This is a genomic window from Phreatobacter sp. GW821-FHT04C01 (genome assembly GCF_059420385.1).
Genome location: NZ_JBWKTP010000007.1, coordinates 224,727 through 249,006, shown reverse-complemented (window position 1 = coordinate 249,006; position 24,280 = coordinate 224,727). Strand labels below are relative to the sequence as shown.

Annotated in this window: 24 protein-coding genes; 10 read left to right on the top strand and 14 right to left on the bottom strand. The window is 68.0% G+C overall.

From position 1 onward, the window contains the following. Positions 1-105 precede the first annotated feature (105 nt). Together AC07WJ_RS25185 and AC07WJ_RS25180 are read left to right on the top strand one after the other, a co-directional pair. The gene (locus AC07WJ_RS25185; protein ID WP_494937417.1) at positions 106-498 is read left to right on the top strand and encodes a PRC-barrel domain-containing protein; all 393 of its coding nucleotides are present in this window, start codon (positions 106-108) and stop codon (positions 496-498) included. 134 nt (positions 499-632) lie between these two features. Next, the gene (locus tag AC07WJ_RS25180) at positions 633-1,538 is read left to right on the top strand and encodes a transglutaminase-like domain-containing protein (RefSeq protein ID WP_494937416.1); all 906 of its coding nucleotides are present in this window, start codon (positions 633-635) and stop codon (positions 1,536-1,538) included. Positions 1,539-1,917: 379 nt separating this feature from the next. On the opposite strand, the gene AC07WJ_RS25175 is transcribed toward AC07WJ_RS25180, so the two are convergent. From AC07WJ_RS25175 to AC07WJ_RS25165, 3 genes are all read right to left on the bottom strand, one after another. Continuing rightward, positions 1,918-2,199: a hypothetical protein gene (locus AC07WJ_RS25175; RefSeq protein WP_494937415.1), complete on the bottom strand. Its 282-nt coding sequence runs from the start codon at positions 2,197-2,199 to the stop codon at positions 1,918-1,920. A 104-nt stretch (positions 2,200-2,303) separates the two neighbouring features. Then, positions 2,304-4,373, bottom strand: coding sequence for an ATP-dependent helicase (locus AC07WJ_RS25170; RefSeq protein WP_494937414.1), 2,070 nt, complete (start codon positions 4,371-4,373; stop codon positions 2,304-2,306). A gap of 101 nt (positions 4,374-4,474) precedes the next feature. After that, the gene (locus AC07WJ_RS25165) at positions 4,475-4,627 is read right to left on the bottom strand and encodes a hypothetical protein (protein ID WP_494937413.1); all 153 of its coding nucleotides are present in this window, start codon (positions 4,625-4,627) and stop codon (positions 4,475-4,477) included. 246 nt (positions 4,628-4,873) lie between these two features. Here AC07WJ_RS25165 and otsB point away from each other — a divergent pair, with 246 nt between their 5' ends. Then, entirely contained in the window at positions 4,874-5,659 is a 786-nt protein-coding gene (otsB, locus tag AC07WJ_RS25160) for a trehalose-phosphatase (protein ID WP_494937412.1), read from the top strand. On the opposite strand, the gene AC07WJ_RS25155 is transcribed toward otsB, so the two are convergent. The 3 genes from AC07WJ_RS25155 to AC07WJ_RS25145 all read right to left on the bottom strand — a co-directional run bounded on the left by AC07WJ_RS25155 (position 5,656) and on the right by AC07WJ_RS25145 (position 7,137). After that, a complete protein-coding gene (locus tag AC07WJ_RS25155) occupies positions 5,656-6,585 on the bottom strand; it encodes a diacylglycerol/lipid kinase family protein (RefSeq protein WP_494937411.1) in 930 nt (309 codons plus the stop codon). The genes otsB and AC07WJ_RS25155 overlap by 4 nt on opposite strands. An 88-nt stretch (positions 6,586-6,673) precedes the next feature. Further along, the gene (locus tag AC07WJ_RS25150; RefSeq protein ID WP_494937410.1) at positions 6,674-6,877 is read right to left on the bottom strand and encodes a hypothetical protein; all 204 of its coding nucleotides are present in this window, start codon (positions 6,875-6,877) and stop codon (positions 6,674-6,676) included. After that, complete coding sequence (locus AC07WJ_RS25145; RefSeq protein ID WP_494937409.1) at positions 6,877-7,137, bottom strand: DUF2188 domain-containing protein; 261 nt, start codon at positions 7,135-7,137, stop codon at positions 6,877-6,879. The genes AC07WJ_RS25150 and AC07WJ_RS25145 overlap by 1 nt, the downstream gene beginning before the upstream one ends. 121 nt (positions 7,138-7,258) lie before the next feature. Between AC07WJ_RS25145 and AC07WJ_RS25140 the strand changes: the two genes are divergently transcribed. After that, complete coding sequence (locus AC07WJ_RS25140; RefSeq protein WP_494937408.1) at positions 7,259-7,504, top strand: hypothetical protein; 246 nt, start codon at positions 7,259-7,261, stop codon at positions 7,502-7,504. 71 nt (positions 7,505-7,575) lie between these two features. After that, positions 7,576-7,740 (top strand): DUF3309 family protein, encoded by a 165-nt coding sequence (locus AC07WJ_RS25135; protein WP_494937407.1) that lies wholly within the window; start codon positions 7,576-7,578, stop codon positions 7,738-7,740. Positions 7,741-7,763: 23 nt separating this feature from the next. On the opposite strand, the gene AC07WJ_RS25130 is transcribed toward AC07WJ_RS25135, so the two are convergent. Then, positions 7,764-8,291: a hypothetical protein gene (locus AC07WJ_RS25130; protein WP_494937406.1), complete on the bottom strand. Its 528-nt coding sequence runs from the start codon at positions 8,289-8,291 to the stop codon at positions 7,764-7,766. Positions 8,292-8,318: 27 nt separating this feature from the next. Between AC07WJ_RS25130 and AC07WJ_RS25125 the strand changes: the two genes are divergently transcribed. From AC07WJ_RS25125 to AC07WJ_RS25115, 3 genes are all read left to right on the top strand, one after another. Then, on the top strand, positions 8,319-8,537 hold the full coding sequence (locus tag AC07WJ_RS25125) for a hypothetical protein (protein ID WP_494937405.1): 219 nt from the start codon (positions 8,319-8,321) through the stop codon (positions 8,535-8,537). A gap of 153 nt (positions 8,538-8,690) precedes the next feature. Then, positions 8,691-9,221: a dihydrofolate reductase family protein gene (locus tag AC07WJ_RS25120; RefSeq protein ID WP_494937404.1), complete on the top strand. Its 531-nt coding sequence runs from the start codon at positions 8,691-8,693 to the stop codon at positions 9,219-9,221. Between the two features lie 267 nt (positions 9,222-9,488). After that, positions 9,489-13,400 (top strand): autotransporter domain-containing protein, encoded by a 3,912-nt coding sequence (locus tag AC07WJ_RS25115; RefSeq protein ID WP_494937403.1) that lies wholly within the window; start codon positions 9,489-9,491, stop codon positions 13,398-13,400. Between the two features lie 4 nt (positions 13,401-13,404). On the opposite strand, the gene AC07WJ_RS25110 is transcribed toward AC07WJ_RS25115, so the two are convergent. Continuing rightward, on the bottom strand, positions 13,405-14,979 hold the full coding sequence (locus AC07WJ_RS25110) for an ABC transporter substrate-binding protein (RefSeq protein WP_494937402.1): 1,575 nt from the start codon (positions 14,977-14,979) through the stop codon (positions 13,405-13,407). Positions 14,980-15,232: 253 nt separating this feature from the next. On the opposite strand from AC07WJ_RS25110, the gene AC07WJ_RS25105 reads away from it, so the two are divergent. Both AC07WJ_RS25105 and AC07WJ_RS25100 read left to right on the top strand, forming a co-directional pair. Then, entirely contained in the window at positions 15,233-16,666 is a 1,434-nt protein-coding gene (locus tag AC07WJ_RS25105; protein ID WP_494937401.1) for an amidase, read from the top strand. Between the two features lie 13 nt (positions 16,667-16,679). Then, entirely contained in the window at positions 16,680-18,104 is a 1,425-nt protein-coding gene (locus AC07WJ_RS25100; RefSeq protein WP_494937545.1) for an amidase, read from the top strand. 148 nt (positions 18,105-18,252) lie between these two features. Here the strand turns inward: AC07WJ_RS25100 and rfbA are convergent, their stop codons facing one another. The 6 genes from rfbA to AC07WJ_RS25070 form a co-directional block, all read right to left on the bottom strand. After that, positions 18,253-19,119 carry a glucose-1-phosphate thymidylyltransferase RfbA gene (gene rfbA, locus AC07WJ_RS25095; RefSeq protein WP_494937400.1) on the bottom strand — a complete coding sequence of 289 codons (867 nt, stop codon included), beginning with the start codon at positions 19,117-19,119 and terminating at the stop codon, positions 18,253-18,255. Further along, a complete protein-coding gene (gene rfbD, locus AC07WJ_RS25090) occupies positions 19,116-20,036 on the bottom strand; it encodes a dTDP-4-dehydrorhamnose reductase (protein WP_494937544.1) in 921 nt (306 codons plus the stop codon). The genes rfbA and rfbD overlap by 4 nt, the downstream gene beginning before the upstream one ends. 12 nt (positions 20,037-20,048) lie before the next feature. Then, positions 20,049-21,101 carry a dTDP-glucose 4,6-dehydratase gene (gene rfbB / locus AC07WJ_RS25085; protein ID WP_494937399.1) on the bottom strand — a complete coding sequence of 351 codons (1,053 nt, stop codon included), beginning with the start codon at positions 21,099-21,101 and terminating at the stop codon, positions 20,049-20,051. A gap of 14 nt (positions 21,102-21,115) precedes the next feature. After that, positions 21,116-21,694 (bottom strand): dTDP-4-dehydrorhamnose 3,5-epimerase, encoded by a 579-nt coding sequence (rfbC, locus tag AC07WJ_RS25080; RefSeq protein WP_494937398.1) that lies wholly within the window; start codon positions 21,692-21,694, stop codon positions 21,116-21,118. Positions 21,695-21,729: 35 nt separating this feature from the next. Beyond that, the gene (locus AC07WJ_RS25075) at positions 21,730-22,518 is read right to left on the bottom strand and encodes a methyltransferase domain-containing protein (RefSeq protein WP_494937397.1); all 789 of its coding nucleotides are present in this window, start codon (positions 22,516-22,518) and stop codon (positions 21,730-21,732) included. A gap of 70 nt (positions 22,519-22,588) precedes the next feature. Beyond that, a complete protein-coding gene (locus AC07WJ_RS25070; RefSeq protein ID WP_494937396.1) occupies positions 22,589-23,887 on the bottom strand; it encodes a flippase in 1,299 nt (432 codons plus the stop codon). Positions 23,888-24,280: the final 393 nt, after the last annotated feature.

Below are 24,280 nucleotides of genomic sequence, written 5' to 3'. Positions count from 1 at the left end.
CCGGCGCGCTATTGGCGCCGGCCGGGAACCTTGCCGCGGCGGGGGACGTTTCCTTGTTGTCCGCCCGCTACCGCGGGCTCAGCGTCACAACGTGGAGAATGCAAAATGGCGAACCAAGCCACAGGAACCATGTCGGCCCAGTCCAGGCCGGCCCATTCGATCATTGCGGCAGACCAGGTCGTCGGGACCGAGGTCTATAACAGCGCCGGCGAGCATCTCGGCGAGATCCACGACATCATTCTCGACAAGGAATCCGGCCATGTCGTCTATGCCGTCATGTCCTTCGGCGGCTTTCTGAGCATTGGCGAAAAATACCATCCGCTGCCCTGGAGCGTGCTGAAATACGATACGGAGCGCGGCGGCTATGTGGTGCCGCTGACCCGCGACCGGCTCGAACACGCGCCCATGTATGACCGCGCCGGCGAGCCGGACTGGAGCGACCGGACCTACGGCAAGCGCATCTACGACTATTACGGCACCAGCCCCTACTGGATGTAAGCCGGTCCCCACCGATGCGAACGGGCGCGAGCTTGCCGCTCGCGCCCTTTTTACGCAACGATGGCGCCACCCGGCGCGTCCGTGCTGTAGCATGGCGCCGCGGTCCCCCGTTCATTCCGCCGCCGGAGCGCGCAATGCATATCCGCTATGGCTTTCACATCGACATCGTCTGCGACGCGGCGACGCCGCTGATCACCTTGCTCGATATCCATCCCGGGCGCAGGCAGGACCTGACCGAGGCGACCGATCTCGCGGCGGTCGCGCTGGCCGACCCCGGCCTGCCGATCGAACAGTCGCTGCACGAAGATCCGTTCGGCAATCTGTCCCGGCGCATCACGGCGCCGGCGGGCGGCCTGTCGCTGACCGCCGGCGGGGTCATCTTCGACCCGGGCTTTCCCGATACGGTCGCTCCTTCGGCCGGCGAGATCGCGCCGGAGAACCTGCCCGAGGAGACGCTGATCTTCCTGCGCGGCAGCCGCTATTGCGAGACCGATCAACTGTCGCCCATGGCCTGGCAGCGCTTCGGCGCGGTGGCGCCCGGCTGGAACCGCGTGCAGGCGATCACCAGCTTCGTCCACGACCGCCTCGGTTTCGGCTATCAATATGCGCGCGACACCCGCACCGCGGCCGAGGCCTATGAGGAGCGCGTCGGCGTCTGCCGCGACTTCGCGCACCTGGCGATCACGCTATGCCGCTGCATGAACATTCCGGCCCGCTACGCCACCGGCTATCTGCCCGATATCGGCGTGCCCAGGGATCCCGCGCCGATGGATTTCTGCGCCTGGTTCGAAGCCTTCCTCGACGGCCAGTGGTACACATTCGACGCGCGCCACAACATGCCGCGCATCGGCCGCATCGTCATGGCCTATGGCCAGGACGCCGCCGACGTGCCGATCATCAATTCCTTCGGCGCGCATGTGCTGACGCGGTTCGAGGTCATCGCCGAGGAAGTGCTCGGCCAGCGCTTCCCGGTGAGCGCCGAAGACCGCCGCGCCCACGCCGCCCAGACCGCGTCACAACGGCACCGGCCGGGGCGTTGAGGCGGGAGCCGGACGCGGAGGCCCCCGGCCATTCGCGAGCGCGCCAGTCCTCATCGTGTCCCGCCCGGGCCTGTCTTGGGTATCCAAGTCTTGCGCGGCCTCAGGCGAATTCGTGGATGCCCGGGACAAGCCCGGGCATGACGAAAGGGGCGGTGTATCGCATGCGAACCCTCCGGTATTGCCGCGGGGAAACATAACCCGCCGTCTATCCTCGGCGCTCCGCTCTCCACCGCGTCTTGCCCGGGCTTGTCCCGGGCATCCACGTCTTGCACAGCATCAGGAGAATTCGTGGGTGGCCGGGACAAGCCCGGCCAAGACGAGACGGGTGTGACCGCCGACGCCAACCGCCCGTGGATCAAGCGAAAACAAGCACCGGCCTCTACCGCGCATTCCACACGCCGACCACGAAACCGATCGCCGCCGCGATGCCGAGCGCGCGGAACGGCCGGGCGGCGATCTCGTCGATCAGCAACTTCTGCAATTCGGTGGCCTGCCCCTTGGCCGCGCCGACCATGACGTCGGTGTCGACGCCGACGGTCTTCAGCGTCTTGCTCGCGGAGGAGGCCAGATCGCTGGCGCCGCGGACGATCTTGTCCTCGAGCTCGGTCGGACCGTCCGCCCCCGCCCCCTTCGGTCCCGTGCGACCTTGCGCGTCAGCCATGACATATCTCCATCGGATCGGAACATTGCGGGCCACGTGCCCGTCAAGGATCCAACCCGATCGGCCGCCGGAGGTTCCCGTAACGGGAACGGTCGCGCCACGGCTCAGCGCCACATGCCGCGCATGCGCTGGCCGATATCGATCTTCAGCGGCGCGGCGGCCCGCCGCGTCCCCGCATAATCCTGCGCCATCGGCCAGGTGGCGTGCTGGAACAGCGCCAGAAGCGCCGGCGGGATGAACCGCGTGCGCTGGGCGTAGACATGCCGGTCGCCACCGGAGGATTGCTGGTGGGTGAAGAAGCGCTGCGGCACCATCAGATGCAGGTCGTCCTTGGCGCGCGTCATCGCGACGTAGAGCAGCCGCCGTTCCTCCTCGATCTCCGAACTCGTGCCGGCGCCGAGGTCGGAGGGGATGCAGCCGTCGACCGCATTGAGCACGAAGACCGATTTCCATTCCTGGCCCTTGGCCGAATGGATGGTCGACAGGATCAGATAGTCTTCATCGAGCAGCGGCACGCCGGCCTGGTCGCTGGTGGCGTCGGGCGGATCGAGGGTGAGTTCGGTCAGGAACCGCTCGCGCGAGGCATAACCACCGGCGATCTGCTCCAGTTGCAGCAGATCGGCGCGGCGCACGCTGGCGTCCTCGTGCATGCGCTCCAGATGCGGTTCGTACCAGAGCCGCGCCTGGCCGAATTCAGCCGGCCAGCCGGCCCGGCCGGATCGCAGGCCGCCGATGAGATCGACGAAGGCGGGCCAGTCGGCCGCGGCCCGCGGCGGCGGCGGCGCTTGGGCAAGCGAGCCGATCGGGTCTTCGGCCGCGGCCATCCGGTCGAGCAGGCGTGCGGCCGAGCCCGCCCCGATGCCGGGAATGAGCTGCAGCACGCGGAAGCCGGCGACCCGGTCGCGCGGGTTCTGCACCAGCCGGAGCAGCGCCAGGAGATCCTTGACATGGGCGCTGTCGAGGAACTTGAGACCGCCGAACTTGACGAACGGAATATTGCGCCGGACGAGCTCGACCTCCAGCGGACCGCCGTGGTGGGAGGTCCGGAACAGCACCGCCTGGGCCTTCAGCGCCGTGCCGGCCTCACGATTTTCCAGGATCCGGTCGGCGACGTAGCGCGCCTGGTCGATCTCGTCCCTCACCGTGATCAGCCCCGGACGGACGCTGGAGACGCGCTCGGTCCAGAGGTTCTTGGTGAAACGTTCGGTGGCCTCGCCGATGACCGCGTTGGCGGCCTGCAGGATCGGCTGGGTCGAGCGGTAATTGCGGTCGAGCGTGACGATGGCGGCCGGCGGGTCGAACTGGCCGGGAAAGTCGAGAATGTTGCGCACGGTCGCGGCGCGGAACGAATAGATCGACTGGGCATCGTCACCGACGACGGTGAGGCCGGTGCCACGCGGCTTGAGGGCGACCAGGATCGACGATTGAAGCCGGTTGGTGTCCTGGTATTCGTCGACCAGGATGTTGTCGAAACGCGCGGCGAGATCCTCGGCCAGCACCGGCTCGGCGACCATTTGTGCCCAGTAGAGCAAGAGATCGTCATAATCGAGCACGCTCTGGCGTTGCTTGGCCTCGACATAGGCGGCGAACAGCTGCTTCAGCTCGGCGGTCCAGGCAATGCACCAGGGGAAGGCCAGGCGCAGCACCTCCTCCAGCGCCATCTCGGCATTCACCGCGCGCGAATAGATGGCAAGGCAGGTGCCCTTGGTCGGAAACCGCGTCTCGGTCTTGGAGAAACCGAGCTCGTGCCGGCAGAGGTTGAGAAGATCGGCCGAATCTTCCCGGTCGTGAATGGTGAAGCCGGGATCGAGCCCGATCTCGCCGGCATAATCGCGCAGGATGCGCGCGCCGACCCCGTGAAACGTGCCGGCCCAGCTCAAGGCATCGGTCATCACGCCGGCCTTGGCGCCCAGCGCCTCGGCCGCGATCCGCTCGACCCGGCGGGTCATCTCGGCGGCGGCCCGGCGCGAAAAGGTCAGCAGCATGATGCGGCGCGGATCGGCGCCGGCGACGATGAGATGAGCGACCCGGTGCGCCAGCGTATTGGTCTTGCCGGAGCCGGCGCCGGCTATCACCAGGAGCGGCCCGCCGCCACCGGCCGCACCCACGCCATGTTCCACCGCCCGCCGCTGTTCGGGGTTCAGCTTGGTCAGATAGCTGGCGGCAGCGGACAAGGCCGAATCATTCCCTCGGTGGCATCAGCCCCGTGGATGACACGTTTCCTGTTTTGTTCCAATCGCCGGCTGGTTGTACCCGGCTGCCGCGGCCGGCCGCATCAGCGCTGCTGTCCGGCCTCACCGCGCTTCTGGCCGCCCGGCGGCTCCTTCTGGCGACCATCGCCCTGGGTCTGTTGGCCAGGCTTGCCATCGGCCGGCGTCCGCGGCGCCTGGGCATCCTGCCAACCGCCCGGTTCCTTCGGGTGCATCATCGTCGCCTCCTCTGGTCTCCCTCAATCAACGGCCGGCCGGCGCGCCGGTTCCCCCGTGCGCCGAAACGATCCGGCACCGGCGGTCGCCCGCCGGGGGACCCCTGCCCATCAGTTCCTCGACGGTTGGCCGCCATGCGCTAGAATGCGCGCCGGAACCTCGCCGATGGGCTGGCGTTCCGCACCCATGTCCCACGACCTGCGTCCCTGCCCTGCCCGCACCCACCGCATGTCATTCAAACAGGCCGCATGATGAGCGATGCCGCGATATCCCGAACGCTGCCGGACCTGCTGGCGCCGCAGATCTGCCTGCGGCCGGACCAATACGCCGTCTATTTCGATTTCGACGGCACCCTGGTGGATATCGCCAACACGCCGGAAGAGGTCGTCCTGCCGCCGACCCTGACACCCGATCTCACGCGCCTGCAGCGGCGTCTCGGCGGCGCGGTCGCCGTGGTGACGGGCCGGCACCTGGCCGATATCGCGCGGATGATCGCCCCGGCGCGGCTCGCCGGCTCGGGGCTCCATGGCCTGGAGTTCAGCTTCGCCACCAGCGGGCCGGTCGAGCCGCTGCCGCCAGCCATAGCGCCGGCCCTGCTGGCACGCGCGGTGGCGCTCGCGGCGAGCCATCCCGGTGTCCGGCTCGAATATAAGGGGCCTATCCTGGCCGTTCACTTCCGGCAGGCGCCGGAGGCCGGGCCGGCGCTGCTCAATGCGCTGGCCCACCTCCTGGTCGAGCTCAATCTCGATCATCACCTGAAGGAAGGCCGCGCCGTGATCGAGGTGATCCCCAACGGCACGTCGAAGGCAACGGCGCTCAGGGAAATCATGCGACGGACACCCTTCGCCGATCGCATCCCGATCATGATCGGCGACGACCGCGCCGACGAGGACGCCTTCACGGTGGCGGAGGCCGCCGGCGGTTTCGGCCTGAAGGTCGCCGGCGAGCATTTCCGTCATGCCGACGCGGCGTTCCAGCAACCCGCGGAGGTTCGGGCCTGGCTGTCGCGCATCGCCAATGGCAGCCCGCGCTAGGTTTCGGGGCCGGCGCTCGCACAGGCAGGCACCAGGAGGCGCAAGGCACGCGGCCTCAGGTCGAAACGCAGCGGCGTCGCCAGCAGACGGACCTCGCCGTCGTTCAGCACGGTGACCCGCCTGCGCCGCGCGGCGATCGTGATGGCCGGCGCCTCATGGTAGACGATGCCGGCATTGTCGCCCGCCCGCCCGGCGAGAATGGCCGCGGCCATCTTCATCAGCGTCAGCCGGCCATTGTCGCGCGCCGCATAGACCGCGAGCCGGCCGCCATCCAGCCGGCCGCGCTTGGGGATGCGCGACGGCTGGGTCAGGAACGGATTGACCGAGACGATGACGCCACGGCTGTCCTCCCGCCAGGTTCGGGCGCCGTCGCCGAGAACCAGGCGCATCGGCCTGAGGCTGAACGCCTTCATCAGCGTCGTCGCGATCGCCAGAAGCGTCGCCGGAAGCCGGCCGCGCGCCTGTTCGCGATAGCGCTGCAGACGCGCGAGCGGCCCGACGACGCAGGTGCACAGGAACGCCCGTCCATTGACCCGGCCGACATCGATGCTTTGCAGCGTGCCGCCGGCAAGCGCCGCCATGGCCAGTTCCGGATCGAGCGGGATCGCGAGGTCGCGCGCGAGTTGATTGACCGTGCCGAGCGGCACGATCGCCAGCGGTGTGCCGGTCTCCAGGAACGCCTCCGCGGCGGCGAGGATGGTCCCGTCGCCGCCGATGACCACGACGAGATCCGGATCGTCGCGCCGGCAGGCCGCCAGCGCCTCGCCGAGCCGGCCATGTTTCGCCATGAACACCCTGGGATAGAGGCCATGCGCCGCCAGCGTCGACACCGCGACATCGACGGCCTGTCCGGTGCGCGACGTCAGTCCCGAACTGCGGTTGGCCAGGATCGCCACCGAGGCGCCCGCCGCCATTCCAAATGCCATGCTCTCGGTCAATTGTCCCCCTCGAGACGGTCCCGACCCCGCCCGGTCCGCCGACGCCGGACACCGCAGATCCCAGTCGCCGGCGCGATCAATCGGGCTCGTGGTCATTGCGCCCGCGCGGTTCGCCGGGCGGCTCATCGACGTCGCCGGCCGGCCGATCGATGGCCGGGTCCTGGTCGGGATGGCGCGCCGGATCGATCACCGGCGCGCGATCCTGGTCCGGCGGGCGCCGCCGGCGGGCCGGATCGTCCTCGTCGAAACCGGGGCTCTGCCTGGGGATCGGCTGGCCCATCACCGCCTCCTCCGGCTCGGATCGGGGTCGACCGAGGCATCCGGCCGATCGTCGCCGGCCGAGCGCTCCCGGTGCCAGCGGCCGTCGCCGTCCTCATATTCGATCTCGACGGCATCGCCCGGCGTCCGCTGGCGGGCGGCCGCGCTTTCGGCCGCGACGACGGCCTCGTCATGAGACGCGAAAGTTTCCGAAATGACGTCGCCGAGCCGATAGGCCCAACCACCGTCATGCTGGATCACCGCATAATGAACCTCGGCCATGGTCGCCCTCCTGTGACCTGCGAGAAACCCCGCCGGCACCCGGAAGTTCCCCGGGCGAAGCGGCCGGCGCATGGAACCGATCGTCGCGCCCCCTGTTGATGAGGGACAACAGGAGGACAGCATGGCCCATTCCGGAAAATCCCTCGCCGACCGCAAGGCCGAAGATATCCAGGCCGAAGGCACGCGCGAATTCGAGGAAGCCATCGCCGGATCCGGCCCCGTCATGCCGCCGAAACATGACGATCATGAAGCCGATCGCGATCTGACCAAGGCCCTGAAGGACACCTTTCCGGCCAGCGACCCGGTGTCGGCGACCTCGTCCGAAACCAAGTCGGGCGCCCCCTCGAAACCGCGCCGCGAGGCCTGACACGGCCGCAGCGCCAAAATCGTCCCCGCCGCCGCGTCGCGGGACATTGCCCCTTGCCCGGAGACCTCGCCATGTCACCCTTGCTGCTGATCATCCTGATCCTCCTGCTGCTCGGAGGCGGAGGTTATTTCGGGCATCGCGCCTATGGACGGGCGGGCCTCGGCGGCGGCCTCGGCACGGTGCTCGTCATCGTGCTGATCATCTATCTCCTCGGCGGCCTTGGCGCCGGCGTCTAGACCGCCGCTCAGCCGGCCGTCACTCACGATATCGGATTGCCCGCGATCGACGGCCGGCCCAAGGTGCCGGCCTGATTGGCCGTCGCCAGGCCTTGCGCATCGGCCTGGCCTTTCGCGCTCACCACGGCATCGATGACGGGAGCCGTCATTCTCTGCCGCGCCTTGGCGAACACCGACGCCATTCGCGTTTCGATATTGCGGCGCAGGTCGACCAGCACCGCCGGGGGAATGTCATCCTGCTCGCCGATATCGGCGATCTGGGCACGGATGATGTCCTCGAACCTCGCCAGCGCCGCCTCGCCGGCCCCTTTATCCAACCGCCCGAGCGCCTCGGCGAGCCGCGCGAAACCGTCCTCCAGGAACAGGCCGGTAATCGACAGGACGTAGGGGCGCATCCATGGTTCGTCGGTGGGCATCGGAGTTCCTCGGGGATCCGTATTCGGAACGCGCAACTCGGTGTGCGGTTCCTCGCCGAAACACGCGATCCGGAACAACCTCGGGCCATGGCTGGTTGTTCCCTGGCGGGGCGACCAGCCCAGCCGGCGCGTCAATGCGCGGTCGGACGATTGGAGGACACCATGGCCAATAGCCCACACCCCGGCGGATCGAGCCGCGACGTCAACCGCGACGAACCCAACAAGGCCGGCGGAACCTCCCGCGGCAACCAGGGCCAGGACCGCAATCATGGCGACATGGTCGGTGCCGGCACTTTCGCCGATCAGCGGGACCGCGACGACGAAGGCCTGGTGCGGGGGCCGCCGCCGAAACCGCACAAGCGATACAGCCAGGCCGGCTAGACCGGCAGGCCGGCGCCTGGCTCGCCTCCCCGCCCGGAGCTCCGTGCGGGGCTCGTTCCGGCGGGCAGATTGTTCTGACCACGCTTCTCTGTACTCTTGGTCCGTACTCTTGGCTCAGATGCTCGAGAGAAGCCGAGGCGGAGGATTTGCATCATGGCGAAGCTCGTCTTTGGAATGAACCAGTCCTTGGACGGCTACGTCGATCACATGGCGTTTGCGCCGGGCCCGGGCCTTTTTCGCCACTTCGTCGAGCAGGCGCGCGACCAGGCGGGCAGCCTGTACGGCCGCCACCTGTACGGGCTCATGCGTTATTGGGACGAGGATCATCCCGAGTGGGACGCGGCGCGGCGCGACTTCGCGACTGCGTGGCGCCGCCAGCCGAAATGGGTCGTGTCGCGCTCCTTGAAGTCGGTCGGCCCGAACGCGACACTCGTGGACGATGACCTCGCGGCGGCGGTACGCGGGATCAAGGCCCAGCGCGTTGGCGAAATCCAAGTGGGCGGACCGGACCTGGCACGAAGCCTGACCGAGCTCGGCCTTATCGACGAGTATCGCCTCTACCTCCATCCTGTCGTGCTTGGTCGCGGCAAGCCGTTCTTCGCCGGCCCACGGCCACGGCTTCGCCTCGTGGCCAGCGATCTCATGGGCGAGGACGTGATCAGGTTGACCTACGTTCCTGCTTGAACGGCTGTGCCGACCACCGCGATTGGCGGGCCGGCCGGATTTGATCGCCACCGCCGGGCCCTGCAATCCCGACGGTCGTAAAATCTGGAATGACCCTCGCGTGACGCATCGCAGCAAGCATGAGGCGAAGATCCGACGGCCACACGCCCTTGTTGTCGCCCGAGCACAGCTTCGGCGAAAAGCGCATCCGAACCTTACATTTTCCTTGCAATTTCGCACCAGACCTAACGTCATCCCCCCATTGTGGCGCTCTTGGGGGGACGCGACATGTGGCAGGCAGCGCATCGCATTCTGCGGCATGCCGGCAACCGCACCGCCATCCGCCATTCATTGCTCGCGACGGTCGCCTCATCGGCGCTGGCGACGGCGACCTGGGCCCAGGTTCCGGTCACCTATAACGACGGCGACGTCAGCGCGGCGCCGATCGTCGTCGATGGGGTCGCCGGCACCAACCTCATCATCGCCGCCGGCACGGCCGAGCAATCAGGCGTCATATCCGGCGGGCCCAACGCTCTCTTCAAGACCGGCGCGGGCACGTTGGTGCTGTCGGGTGCCAATACCTATACATTCCAGACCAATATCGTCGAAGGAACCTTGGTCGCGGGCAATGACGCGGCGTTCAGCGACAGCATCGTCCAACTGCTGGCCGCAGGCACGACGATCGGTTATCGCGATGGCGTCACCATCAACAATGCCGTCGGCGTGCTGGTTTTCGGGGGAGCCGCCACGTTCGACGTCGGCTCGGGCCGTGCGGTCCAGGCCGGCGAAATCACGTCGCCCTTCGCCAGCGACCTCGTCAAGACCGGCGCGGGAACCCTGGCGCTGACAGCGGCCAACCCCTTCCTCGGCGCCTCGTTTCAGATCGATGCCGGAACCATCGAGGTCGGCAATGCCGGCGCGCTCGGCGGACCGGCGGGAGCCGCGACGATCGTCCTGAACGGCGGCGGCCTGCGTTCGACCGTCTCCGCGACCTTCTCCAACAGCCTCGTGTTCAATCCCGGCGTGACCGGCACGGTCTCGGCGGCGGCGGGCCAGACGATCACCTTCGGGCCGGCCGCCGGGGCCAGCGTGATCCTGTTCGGCGACGGCAGCACGGCGATCTTCGGCAGCGCCACCGATACCGGCACGGTGGAGCTCGCGGCCGATACCGTGACCGTCGGCATCAATGCCAGCCTGCAGGTCGCCGGCGGCACCCTGCGCGACGGCAACGGCCTGTTCGCCGCCCAGCTCGGCACCTTCACCTCGGCGACCGTCGATACCGGCGCGATACTCGACCTCAACGGCTTCTCGGCAACGGTCAGCAACCTCCTGGGCGCCGGGCAGGTCCGCACCGGCAGCGGCGCCGCAATGGTGCTGTCGCTGCAGAACGGCGACTTTTCCGGATCCATCAGCGGCGCCGGCGGCGTCCGGCAGTTGACCGGCGGCACGACGATCCTGTCCGGCGAGAACAGCTATGCCGGCGGCACCACGATCGACGCGGGCGGCACGCTGCAACTCGGCAATGCCACGACGGCCGGCGCGATCACCGGCACGGTAACCAATGACGGCACCTTCAACATCGTCAAGGGCAGTACCAACGGGCTGACGATCACCACCGCCGGCGAGGTGAATTTCTACAATGACACGTCGGCCGGCAACGCCGCCATCACCACCGTGCCGCCCCTTGGCCTGTTGAGCTTCCACGACACCAGCAGCGCCGGCACCGCCACCATCGTCAACAATAGCGGCGTGGCCTTCGGCAATGGCAGCACCGCCGGCGCGGCGACGATCACCAACAATGGCGATATTCTGTTTCGGGACCAGGCGCGCGCCGGCACGGCGACGATCACCAACGAATATGGCAGCCTTCTCCTGATCGGCCTGTACGGCGGCGGCGCGGCCGAAACGGCCTCCGCCGAAAACGCCACGATCATCAACAAGGACGGCGGCACGACCTATTTCAACGGCGCCGCCACCGGCGGCAATGCCAGGATCAGCACCGAAGCCGGCGGCAGCCTCTGGTTCGGCGACAACAGCACGGCCGGCAACGCGACGATCGTCAACAGCGGCGACATGCTTTTCACCGAGCAGGCGCGCGCCGGGACGGCGACCATTACCAACGAGGCCGGAAGCCTGCTGCTGTTCGGGTCACCGGCCCCCGGTTTCAGCACCTTCACGCCATCGGCGGATCAGGCGACCATCCTCAACAAGCCAGGCAGCCTGACCGTGTTCGCGGCGTTTTCGACCGCCGGCAGCGCCACGATCACCACCCAGAACGGCGCGGAAACGTGGTTCACCGAGAACAGCACCGGCGGCGCTGCCCGCTTCATCACCGAAGCCGGCGGCCTGGTCGATTTCGGCTTCGGTGATGGCCCGGGCGGCGACGGCCGGATCAGTGCCGGGTCGATCGAGGGCGCGGGCAACTATTGGCTCGGCTCCAACCGGCTGACCGTCGGCGGCAACAACCTGTCGACCGAGGTGGGCGGCGTCATCTCCGACGGCTGCGGCTGCGGCCCGGGCGGCGGCTCGCTGGTCAAGGTCGGCACCGGCACCCTGACCCTGTCGGGCGCCAATACCTATACCGGCCCGACGATCGTCGAGGCCGGCACGCTGGCGGTCCCCGGATCCCTGGTCTCGGCAGTGACGGTCGATGGCGGTGCCTGGCTGACCGGTGGCGGGACGATCGGTGGATTGGATCTCAGCGGCAATCTCGCCCCCGGCAATGGCGGCATCGGCACGCTGACGGTCGTCGGCAACGCGACGTTCAACGCCGGCAGCGTGACCTTCATCGAGCTGTCGGCTTCGGCGTCCGACCGGATCGCGATCGGCGGTACGGCGGCGCTCGCCGGCGGCCTGCGTGTCGTCCTGACCGGCAGCGGCTTCAGCTTCTCGACCCCTTATACGGTGCTGTCGGCCACCGGCGGCCTGAGCGGCACCTTCGTCAACCTCGGCTCGACCACTCCGGCCATCACCCCCCATCTCAGCTATACCGCGACCGACGTCCTGCTGACGCTGAGCGTCAATGCGCTCACTCCTCTGCTGCCGCCGGGCACCCCGACCAACCCGGCCAATGTCGCGGCCGGCCTCGACCGGGCGGTCGCCGGCGGCGCCGACGTCTCGGCCTTCCTGCCGCTCTACCTGCTGCCGCTCCCGGCGCTGCAGCAGGCGCTCAGCGCCTTGTCGGGCGAGCCCGGCGCCGGAACGCAGGAGGTGGCGCTACGCGCCTCCAGCCTGTTCCTCAACCTGATGCTCGATCCCATGGCCGGCGCCCGCGGCGCACAGGCGTCCTCGGCTAGCCCGTCGCTGGTCCAGATGGCCGATCCGCCGGTCCGCGTGGCGCAGCCGGGGCGCATCAGCGAAGGCTGGAGCCTGTGGACCAAGGCCTTCGGCCAGGCGACCCGGATCAATGCCGATGCCGGCAGCGGCGCGGCGGCCACCCATAGCGGCATCTATGGCGTCGCCGCCGGCGCCGACCGGCGCCTTTCGCCGGATACGCTGGTCGGCTTCGCCCTGGCCGGCGGCGGCACCTCCTATGGTCTGGGAGCGCGCGGCGGCGGGACCGGCGACCTGTTCCAGATCGGCCTCTACGGTTCGACCCGCTTCGGCAATGCCTATGTCTCGGCGGCGATCGCCTATGGCTGGAACAGCTTCGACATCAAGCGCAACGTCAACCTGGCCGGCCCTGAGCTCTATCGCTCGGGCGTGACCGCCCAGACCTATGGCGGCCGGATCGAGACCGGCTGGCGTTTCGGCCAGCCCGGCTTCGGCTGGACGCCCTATGCCGCGCTGGAGGCGATCGGCTATTCGGCGCCGCGCTACAGTGAAAGCGCGATCCCCGCCGGCGGCGTGTTCGGGCTCAGCTTCACCGGCAAGACCGCGGCCTGGCTGCGCTCCGAGCTCGGCCTGCGGCTGGACAGCCGGATCGTGCTGGCGCCGGGCACCGACCTGATCGCCTTCGGCCGCCTCGCCTGGGCCTATCAGCCGACCACGGAACGGTCGCTGGACGCCCAGTTCCAGACGCTGTCCAATTCCGGCTTCACCGTGTTCGGGGCCCGCCCCTCGATGCACACGGCGCTTGCCTCGGCTGGCGCGGAACTGAGGCTCGGCAGCGGGCTCAGCCTCACCTCGTCGCTCGACGCCGAACTCGGGGAGCGGCATCAGTCGATCCGCGGCAGCCTCGGCCTGCGCCACACCTGGTGATACCTCATCTGTCGACCTCCCAGAACATCGGGTAGGATGAGCGGATGAGGTTGTTGAGGTGGCTGCGGTAGCCGGCGGGTATGGTGAACTGGCCCCACATGACCGAGGGCGTCAGCTCATAGGCCAGCGTCTGGATCTCGGCCGCGATGCGCTTGCGGTCCTCCTCGCTGTCGGCCTTGGCGAAGGTTTCGAGCAGCGCCGGCATGCGCTGGTCGCAGGACCAGCCGGGATAGTCGGCACAGGTCGAGGCAATGTAGAAATGCGACAGCGGCGAGATCATGTCGGTGCCGTTAGAATAGACCGAGAACATCGACCAGCCATCCTTCTTGGCCCGGCGCGCCAGGACGGTGCCCCAGTCCATGATCTGCTCATCGACCACGAAGCCGGCATTCTTCATGTTCTGCGCCAGGACATTGGCGGCGGTCTGGCTGATCGAGCCGCCCACCTCCAGCAGGATCACCGGCTGGCCGCGATAGCTGGTCGCCTTCAGCTCGGCCTTCGCCGCCTCGATGTCGAGACGCGCGGCCTGAGAACCGGCGGTGGTCGAGAGCGGCGCGTCGCACATCCAGAACGACGGGCATTGCGGTGCCCGGAACTGCTCGGGAATGCCGATGGCGGTCAGGATCGAGGACTGGTCGGCGAGTTTCCACAGAACCCGCCTGACCGCCGGATCGTCGAAGGGCGGGAACTGGTGGTTCAGCCTGAAATTGCCCTGGAACTGATGAATTCCACCCAGCCCGAGCAAATTGACGCCGCGCGCCCGCTGCAGCAGCGGCAGCATGTCGAACGGCAGATATTGCATGTAGTCGATCTCGCCGCGCATCAGCGCATTGGCGCCGGTCGACTGGTCCGGCATGACCTTGAGCTCGAGCAGGTCGATCTTGACGGTCTTGCCGCCGGCGAGAAAGTCGGGCGGCTCCTGGCGTGGCACGTAGTCCGGGTTGCGCTCGAGCACCATGACATTGCCGGAGCGCCAGAGGTCCGAGCGGAAGCGGAACGGCCCGGAGCCGATGGGCGTGGTGATGCGCTGGTCGCCGGGTGTCCTGGCCAGCCGCTCCGGCATCATGACCGGCAATGGCGCATTGGCCTTGCCGAGCGTCGCCAGCATCAGCGGGAAAGGCTGTTTCAGGCGAATGGTGAATTTGCGCGGGCCGTCGGCGGTGAGCGAGGCGGTGGCGGCGGCCAGCATGCGGCCAAGGGCGTCGCGCGGCGCCCACCGGTTGAGCGAGGCGACGCAGTCGGCAGCGGTCACCTGCTCGCCGCTATGCCAGCGCAGGCCGTCGCGCAGCTTGAACTTCCAGGTGAGCTTATCGGCCGAAGTCTCGAAACTCTCGACCATTTGCGGTTGAATGTCGCCCCTGCCGTCCATCGCGAACAAGGTGTCGAAGACATGGGTTCCGAAGGTGCGCGTGATCGCCGCGGTGGTGAAATGCGGGTCGAAGATGACGACCTCGGATTCCAGCACGACGCTGACCGATTTGGCGGCACGCGCCTCACGCGGGCGAATGATGCCGGCGGCGGCGAGCGCCGCGCTTCCGGTCAACAGCACGGACCGACGGGACATCGACTTGCCTGCCATGCTCGTCTCTCCTTGGTCTTCGAACCCTAGAAGCAGCTGCGGTCAAACGATTGCATGCACTGTCGGACGAGCAAGGTGACCCGGCGGCCGGCCCGACGCAACCGCCGATCATGCCCGGCGTCCGTCTGCCGCAGGGCAGCCCTGAACCGGGCCTTGTGCGTCGCACCAAGCCTGGACGGGCCGGCCAGCGGCGGACACTCTGCGGCGGGCCAAGATCGATGCCGCCCCCACCGTTTCGCTTGCCGGAGCTGCCATGCAAGACGCCGACCTCCTGTTCATGCCGGCAACCCGGGCGGCCGCCCTCGTCCGGTCGCGCAAGCTGTCGCCGGTCGACTATGTCGCGGCCGTACTGCGTGCGATCGAACGCCAGCAACCGCGCATCAACGCCTTCGTCACGGTCACCGCCGACCAGGCCCGGGCCGACGCCCGGCGCGCCGAACAGGCGGTGATGGCGGGCGACCGGCTCGGTCCCCTGCACGGCGTGCCGGTCAGCATCAAGGACCTGGTCGATGTCGCCGGCGTGCCGACCAAGCACGGTTCGGCGATCTTCCAGGACAATGTCGCGACGGCGGATGACGTGCTGGTCCAGCGCCTGAAGGCGGCCGGCGCCATCATCATCGGCAAATCGACGACGCCGGAATTCGGCAACAAGGGCCTGACCGACAGTCCGAGCCACGGCATCACGCGCAATCCCTGGAATCTCGGCCGCACCTCCGGCGGGTCGAGCGGCGGCGCGGCGGCGGCGGTCGCCGCCGGCCTCGGCCCGCTCGGCCTCGGCACCGACGGCGCCGGCTCGGTGCGCGGTCCCGCCGCCTGCTGCGGTGTCGTCGGCCTGAAACCCACACTCGGCGCGGTGCCGGGCGACACCACGCGCGACGCCTTCGGCAACAATATCTATGCCGGGCCGCTGGCCCGCACGGTGACCGACGCCGCCGTGATGCACGCGGTGCTGACCGGCCCATCGGCGAAAGACCCCTGGAGCATCAAGGGTGAAGACCAGCGGCAGCTCTCACCCCGAATGACCGGCAGCGACCTCTCGGGTACCCGCATCGGCTATATCGCGCGCTGCGCCAATCCGCGCGTGGCCGCCGACGTGACCGCCAATACCCGCGCAGCACTCGACGCCTGGAGCGCATTGGGCGCCGAGGTCGACGAGGTCACCGACGCGATCGACTGGATCGAGCTCGAAGGCCGGATTCTCTACCAGGCCAATTTCACCGTGTTCTGCGCGCCCTATCTGCCGCGCTGGCAAAACCAGATGGATCCGGTGACGCTCGCCTTCATGGAGCGCGGCGCGACATTCAGCCTGGCCGATTTCCGCAATGCGCAATTTGCCCGTACGCGCCTGTTCCGCGCCATTCAGGGCCTGTTCGAGCGTTATGATTTTCTGGTCACGCCGACCAATACCCGCTCGGCCCTGCCGGTCGAATTCGACGCGGCCAATGACGAGGTCGAGGTCGACGGCGTGAAGAGCGGCATTACCCGCCAAGGCTGGACCTCCTATCAATATCCGTTCAACCTCACCGGGCATCCCGCCCTCTCGGTCCCCTCCGGCTTTGCCACCGACGGCCTGCCCACCGGCGTGCAGATCGTCGGGCCCTGGGGGGCTGAGACCGATGTCCTGCGGCTCGGCGCCCTGCTCGAACAGGTCCGCCCCTGGGCCCAGCACCGCCCCGCGGGCTTGTGAGGACATGGCCGTGATGAATGAAGCCGACTGCTTCCTGACCGTCGACGAACTCGGCCATCGTTATGCCCAGGGGGAGCTGACGCCGACGGCGGTAGCCCTCCTGCACCTGCAGCGCATCGCCCGGCTCGAACCCGCGCTCAACGCCTTCCAGCTGATCGATGCCGAGGGCGCGCTGAAGGCCGCCGCCGACAGCACGGCCCGCTGGCAGGCCGGCCAGCCGATCGGGCCGCTCGACGGCGTGACCGTGACGATCAAGGATAATGTCGATATCGCCGGCCTGCCGACACGCCACGGGTCGCGCACCTCCGAGGAGACGCCGGCAGCCGCCGATTCACCTGTTGTGGCGCGGCTGCGCGAGGCCGGCAGCGTCATCCTCGGCAAGACCCGCCTGCCCGAATTCGGCTGGAAGGGCCTGACCGACGGCCCGCTGCAGGACGGCCCGACACGCAACCCCTGGAACCCCGGACGGACGCCCGGCGGATCGAGCGGCGGCGGCGCGGCCTGCGTCGCCGCCGGCATCGGCACTTTCGCCTTCGGCAATGACGGCGGTGGCTCGATCCGCATCCCCGCGAGCTTCTGCGGCATTTTCGGCATCAAGCCGACTTTCGGCCGGGTGCCGCATCATCCGCAGGAAGGGCTGTTCGCGACGCTGGTCTCGGGCGGGCCGATGACCCGGACCGTGGCCGAAGCGGTGACGGTGCTGGAGGTGATGGCGCGGCCCGACGACCGCGACTGGTTCGCGCTGCCGCCGCCGGAGCCCGGCTGGCTCAGCGGATTGCGGCCGCGGCTCGCCGGTCCGCGGCTGGCCTATTCGCCCGATCTCGGCGGCATCGCGCCCGATCCCGAGGTGCGGGCGGGCCTCGAGGCGGCGATCGCCGGCCTGCGCGCCGCCGGTGCCGAGATCGTCGAGGTCGGTCCTGTCATCGGCGACCTGAAGACCAGCTTCAACGCCTTCTGGCTCGCGGGCTTTGCCCGTCGCCTGCGCTCCATCCCGCGCGAGCGCTGGGACGAGCTCGATCCCAAATTCCGCGCCGTCGCCGAGAGCGGCCTCGGCGTCGATATCGACGCTTTGCTGGCGGGCGAAGCCGCGCGCGCCGGGCTCGGGCGTCAACTGGCGGCCTTCCACCGCGATTTCGACCTGCTGCTGACCCCGACCATGCCACGCGTCGCGGCGCCGGTGGAAACCGTCTACCACGCCCAGGGCTACGACCGCTGGCGCGACGGCGTGCCCTATACCCTGCCCTTCAACCTGACCGGCCTGCCGGCCGCGACCCTGCCCTGCGGGGTGTCGCGCGACGGCCTGCCGATCGGCCTGCAGGTCTCGGGACCGAAATATTCCGAACGGCTGATCCTGGAGGCCTGCCTGGCGATCGAGCAGATCCTGGCTTTCCCGCAGCCGCACCCGGTGCTGATGGCCCAATTGAACACGCTCGGCTGAACGCCCCCTGTCCTGACGCTCCGCCCGCTTCTTCCCGGCCGGGCTTGTCCCGGCCATCCACGAATGGCCTTGGCCAGGAGCAAGACGTGGATTTCAGGGACGAGCCCGGGCAAGACGCGGCGGGGGCGGACCGAGGCCCTCGCCCCACTTACGACCGGCTCAGTGCCAGCAGGTATTTGCCGTAATCGCTTTTCGACAAGGCCTCGCCGAGGCCCGCGAATTCGTCCCGGGTGATGTAGCCGAGCTGGAAGGCGATCTCCTCGGGGCAGCAAATGCGGAAGCCCTGGCGCTTGGTCAGGGCCCGGACGAATTCGCCGGCTTCCAGCAGGCTGTCCGGCGTGCCGGTATCGAGCCAGGCGAAACCGCGACCGAGGCGCTCGACCCGCAGGTCGCCCCGGCTGAGATAGGCGCTGTTGACGTCGGTGATCTCCAGTTCGCCGCGCGCCGAGGGCCTGATCGCGCGGGCGATCTCGACCACCTCGGCGTCGTAGAAATAGAGCCCGGTCACCGCCCAGTTCGATCGGGGCGTGACCGGCTTCTCCTCGATCGACAAGGCCGTTCCCGCCTCGTCGAACGCCACGACGCCGTAACGCTCGGGATCGGTGACGTGATAGGCGAAGACGGTTGCGCCCGCCGTCCGCCTGGCCGCCTCGGTCAGGATGATCGGCAGGCCATGGCCGTAATAGATGTTGTCGCCGAGGATGAGCGCCGAGGGACCGCCACGGACGAAATCGGCCCCGATGATGAAGGCCTGCGCCAGCCCTTCGGGCCGCGGCTGCTCGGCATATGACAGTTCCAGCCCCCAGCGCCGGCCGTCGCCGAGCAGGTTCCTGAACGCCGGCAGGTCCTGGGGCGTCGAAATGATCAAGATCTCGCGGATGCCCGCCAGCATGAGCGTCGACAAGGGGTAATAGATCATCGGCTTGTCGTAGACCGGCAGGAGCTGCTTGGATGACACCATGGTCATCGGGTGCAGGCGCGTGCCGCTGCCGCCGGCCAGAATAATACCCTTCATCGCGTGGCTCCGATCGTCGTGCTGGCCGGGTCTGCCGCGAGAATTCGCGGAACGCAGCGTTCGAGGGCGTCCTGGACGTCAGGCAGGCAAAGGCCGAAAACCTGCGCGATCCTGGCGCAGTCGAGCCGGGAATTGGCCGGCCGCACGGCGGCGGTCGGGTAGTCGGCCGTGGTGATCGCCTCGACCGGCACCGCGGGGCCGCCATGGCGTGCCGAGACCGCGAAGATCGCGCGGGCGAAAGCGCACCAGGTCATGCCGGGCCCGGCGGCAAGGTGATAGGTGCCGGCAAACGCGTCGCGCCAGGCCGGCCCCGCAAGGCTCGGCGCGAGCGTCAGCAAGGCGTCGGCCAGGTCGGACGCATAGGTCGGCGAGCCCCATTGATCGTCGACCACCCCGAGAGAAGGGCGCTCGCGACCGAGCCGCAGCATGGTTTTCGCGAAATTGGTGCCGAACGGCGAATAGACCCAGGCCGTGCGGACGACGATGTGCTTCGCATTGACCGCGGCGACCGCCCGCTCGCCCGCGAGCTTGGACCGGCCATAGACGCCGGCGGGGTTGACCGGATCGTCCTCGCGATAGGCCGACCGGCTCATGCCGTCGAAGACGTAATCGGTCGACAGGTGAATGACCGGCACGCCGAAGCGCCCGGCCGCCTCGGCCACCGCCCTTGCACCGTCCCGGTTGACCGCGAAGGCGGCGTCGCTGTCGGTCTCGGCCTTGTCGACGGCGGTATAGGCGGCCGGATTGATCACGACATCAGGCGCATGGCGTCGCATGAGCTCGTCCAGCGCGCCCGGCCGGGACAGGTCGAGCTCGGGACGACCGGCCGCGACGAGCGTGACGCCGCCATGCGCCGCGGCCCGCTCGACCAGCGAACGCGCCACCTGCCCTTGCCGGCCGATCACCAGGATATGCATCACGCGGCGCCCTCAGCTCTTCACCAGGCCGAGCCGCTCGCCGCCATAGGCGTCACGCCTGAGCGGCTCCCACCAGTCGCGCCGGTCGAGATACCAGCGCACGGTCTTGGCGAGACCGGTCTCGAAGGTCTCTTGCGCACGCCAGCCGAGCTCCGCCTCGCTCTTCGTGGCATCGATCGCATAGCGCAGATCGTGGCCGGGCCGGTCCTCGACAAAGGTGATGAGGTCGGCATGAGGAAAGGCCTTGGGCATCATCCGGTCCATGAGCGCGCAGATCTGCCGGACGACATCGATGTTCCTGATCTCGTTGCGCCCGCCGATATTGTATTTCTGGCCGGGCCGGCCGCGCGTCAGGACCTGGAACAGCGCGCGGGCGTGGTCATCGACATAAAGCCAGTCGCGGATGTTCAGGCCGGCGCCGTAGACCGGCAAGGGCCGCGCCTCGATGGCGTTGAGGATGATCAGCGGGATGAGCTTTTCCGGGAAATGATAAGGCCCGTAATTGTTCGAGCAGTTCGACACGACCACCGGCAGGCCATAGGTGCGATGCCAGGCGAGCGCCAGGTGGTCGGAGGCCGCCTTGCTGGCCGAATAGGGCGAGCTCGGATCGTAAGGCGTGTCCTCGCAGAACAGGCCGGCATCGCCGAGCGAGCCGTAGACCTCGTCGGTCGAGACATGCAGGAAGCGGAACGCCGCGCGCTGGTCGGGCGAGGCTTTCATGAGATAGGCCCGGCTCGCCTCCAGCATGGTGAAGGTGCCGACGATATTGGTGTCGACGAAAACCCGCGAGCCCGAGATCGAGCGGTCGACATGGCTTTCGGCGGCCAGATGCATGACGGCATCCGGCGCGTGGGTCCGGAAAACCCGGTCCAGGCCGTCGCGATCGCAGATATCGACACGCTCGAAAGCGTAGCGCGGGTCGGACGCCACTGTCTCGAGCGAGGCGAGATTGGCCGCATAGGTCAGCTTGTCGACATTGACGACGGCGACGCCGAGATCGTTGACGAGGTGGCGGCACACCGCCGAGCCGATGAAACCGGCGCCGCCGGTGACGAGAACGCGCATGCTCGAACTCTCCCTCAAGACCCCGCCGGCGGACCGCCATAACCGAAGACGTCGCCGAGTTCGGCCAGCCGCGGATGATGCCGGTCCCGGGCCGACAGGATCGGGGGATGGTCCAGGCTCGGCCAGGCGATCCCGAGCGCGGGATCGTCGTGGGCCAGGCCACGGTCGCATTCGGGCGCATAATAATCGGTCACCTTGTAGATGACCTCGGTATCGGCCTCGAGCGTGCAGAAGCCGTGGGCGAAGCCGCCGGGAACCCAAAGCTGGCCGCCGTTTTCGGCCGACAATTCGACCGCGACATGCCGGCCGTAGGTCGGCGAGCCCGTCCTGATATCCACGGCGACGTCGAGCATGCGGCCCCTGGTGCAGCGCACCAGCTTGCCCTGAACATGCGGCGAAACCTGGAAATGCAGGCCACGGATGACGCCTTTGTCGCGCGACAGGGAATGGTTGTCCTGGACGAAGGCGACGTCGGCGATCTCGGCCCGGAACAGCCGGTCGACGAAAACCTCGGAAAAAAAGCCCCGCTCATCCGCATGCCGTCGCGGCCGGATGAGGCAGACCTCCGGAAGTGCCAGTTTCTGAACGTCCATCGGCAATCCCTCGATGTCCTCGCTGTTTGCGCCGGTCAGCCGCGGCGCAGGCAGAAATGGATGTTGATGCCCTCGACGCAGAAATAGACCAGATCGCACCCGAACTCGGTTTTGCAGAAGGCGACGAGCGCGATCACGCTGGCGGCGTCGAAGGTATGAAAGTGGTGGATGCCGGTGTTCTCTCTCAAGATGTCCTCGGCGAAATCGCGGCCCTTGCCGTCATAGAGCGGGTGACCGGAACTCCTCTCCACGACATCGACCGCTTCGTCCAGGGTATAGCCGAACACGCCGTCGCGATATTTTTGAACCAGCTGGGCAGCGGGTGTCGTCTGGCGCTTGACGTCATAGGTCCGCTCCTTGTTGGGGATCACCGTGTAGACGTGTCCGCCCGGCTTCACGACCCGCATATATTCCGACAGGGCGAAGACCGGATTGGGGCTGTGCTCCAGCGAATGCGAGGAATAGACGAAGTCGAAATCGCCATCGGCAACCCCCGCCAGATCATAGCGCGGCGGCCTCAGGATGATGTCGGGGCGGACCAGGCGGCCCTCGTAGAGATTGTCGATCGGAATCGCCTCCAGAATGCCGCGCATGTCCTCGTCGCCGGTAATATCGGCATAGCTCATCCGGGCTTGCGTGAACCGGAACGGCAGCGACAGGGCCCCGATTTCCAGGCCCTTGCCCCGGCAGAAATCATCGGCCCTGTTGTAGATGTTGATGACGCGGCGAACGCTGTTCAGCGTCAGCCGCGCCGGGCGCGCCAGGATCGCCCGGAGACCTTGCCGCGTCAGCCGGACGCGCTGCTTGAGCCTGTGTGCCAGCACGGTTTGCGATCCCCGGATTGTCGAGCGACGGACGATGCACGGCCAAGAGAATGCACGGTTGCCGTCGGGTCTATTGCGCCGCGACCGGCCGGCTCCATTTGCCGGAGAAGAAGCCCGATCTGGCCAGATAGATGGTCATGGCGGCGGAGACGAAGGCCTCGGTGACGCAGAGCGAGATCGCGGCGCCCTCGGCGCCCTTCCATAGGATCAGCGGCACGATCATCGCCAGGCTCAGCACGCCGGCCGAACCGAGGATGATGTTGAAGACCTTGTTCTTCTGGTGCGGCAGCAGCACCTGCAGGCCGAAGAATGTCGAGAAGGACATGACCACGGGCAGCATGGCGAGCCAGCCGAGCACCCGGCCGGCCGGCAGGAATGCCGGGCCGCCGACCAGCGTCACCAGGTGATCGGCAGCCAGGTAGAGCGCCGCGCTGATGAGGATCGAAACGGCGAAAATGGCGGCGCCGGAGCGCCGCAGCATCGACCGGGCCAGCAAGGGATCGGCCTGGACCAGGCGGCTGATGCGCGGAAACAAGGCATTGGAGACCGGCGCCAGCACCGATTGCGCGGCCTGGCGGATGCGGTCGGCCAGGACGAAAGATCCGGTGGCGGCGGGTCCCATCAGCGCTCCCAGGATGATCGGCGTCACATTGACGTAGAGGCCGATCACCGTGGTCGAGGCAAAGATCGTGCCGCCGTCGCGCAGTTCGTGCCAGATCTGGCTCAATGTCGGCCTGCGCCAGGCCAGCAAGGCGCTGCGCCTGAGCCAGAAAAGGGTCGCCGCGCCGGCGCAGATGCCGGCCATGGCATTGGCGGCGATCATCAAGGGGGCGTCCGAGGGTTGGCGGACCAGCATCACCACCAGCCCCAGCGTGACGCAACGCGCCGAGATCTGGATGATCGAGAAATCGCGCATACGCTCCAGCCCGGTCAGCAGCCAGGTCGGAAAGACCGCCGCGCCGAGCAGCACGCCGATGCCCCAGAGATAGAATGGCGCGTCGCGCGCGAAGAACGGCACGGTGAAGACCAGGACCACCAGCACCAGGGCCATGACGAGGGCCAGAATGGCCTGGCCCGCCATGGTCGCGACGGCGACCCTGGAGATTTCCGCCTCATTGTCGTGCAGCGCAGCGATCTTGCGTGTGGCGCTCCACGAGAAGCCCCAGCTGATGACCAGGGTGAAATAGGTCAGGACCAGCTGGACCAGCGCCACCCGGCCCCAGGCCTCGATCCCCAGCACCCGCGCGGTATAAGCGGCGATCGCCAGCGGCAACAGGTAGGACGACAGCTGCAGCGCGCCGAGCGAGACGATGTTCTCGGCGAGGCTCGGGCGCTTGGCTTCGGGGCGCGCTCCCGCCTGCACGGTCACGGCGCGGGATCCTCCAAGCCTGGTCGGCGGCTGATCTGCGAGGTCCTGTGCTGATGTCGCACGTCGCGTCCTCCTGATCGATCAGATCGAACGGTCATCCCCCTTCACTGCCCAGCAAACATCATGCCGCAGCAGGACCAAGACGATGCGTGAATGAGGAAGGCGCCTTGCCTCCGGGCTGCGAGCGGCCGGCCGGGCGGCCCCGCCAAACCATGCAGCATTCGGCTGGCGGCACAATTAAGGCAGGCCGGTTCCGCCCGCTGCCCCCATTCGCCCGGCACGGATCATGCTTTGTCCATGGCAGGCGAGCCCGGTCAGGCCGTGCCGTGCTTTCCTTCGCGATCGCGGCGGAGACTTTCCCGATGCCGGCCGACCAAGGATGCGCCGATCGAA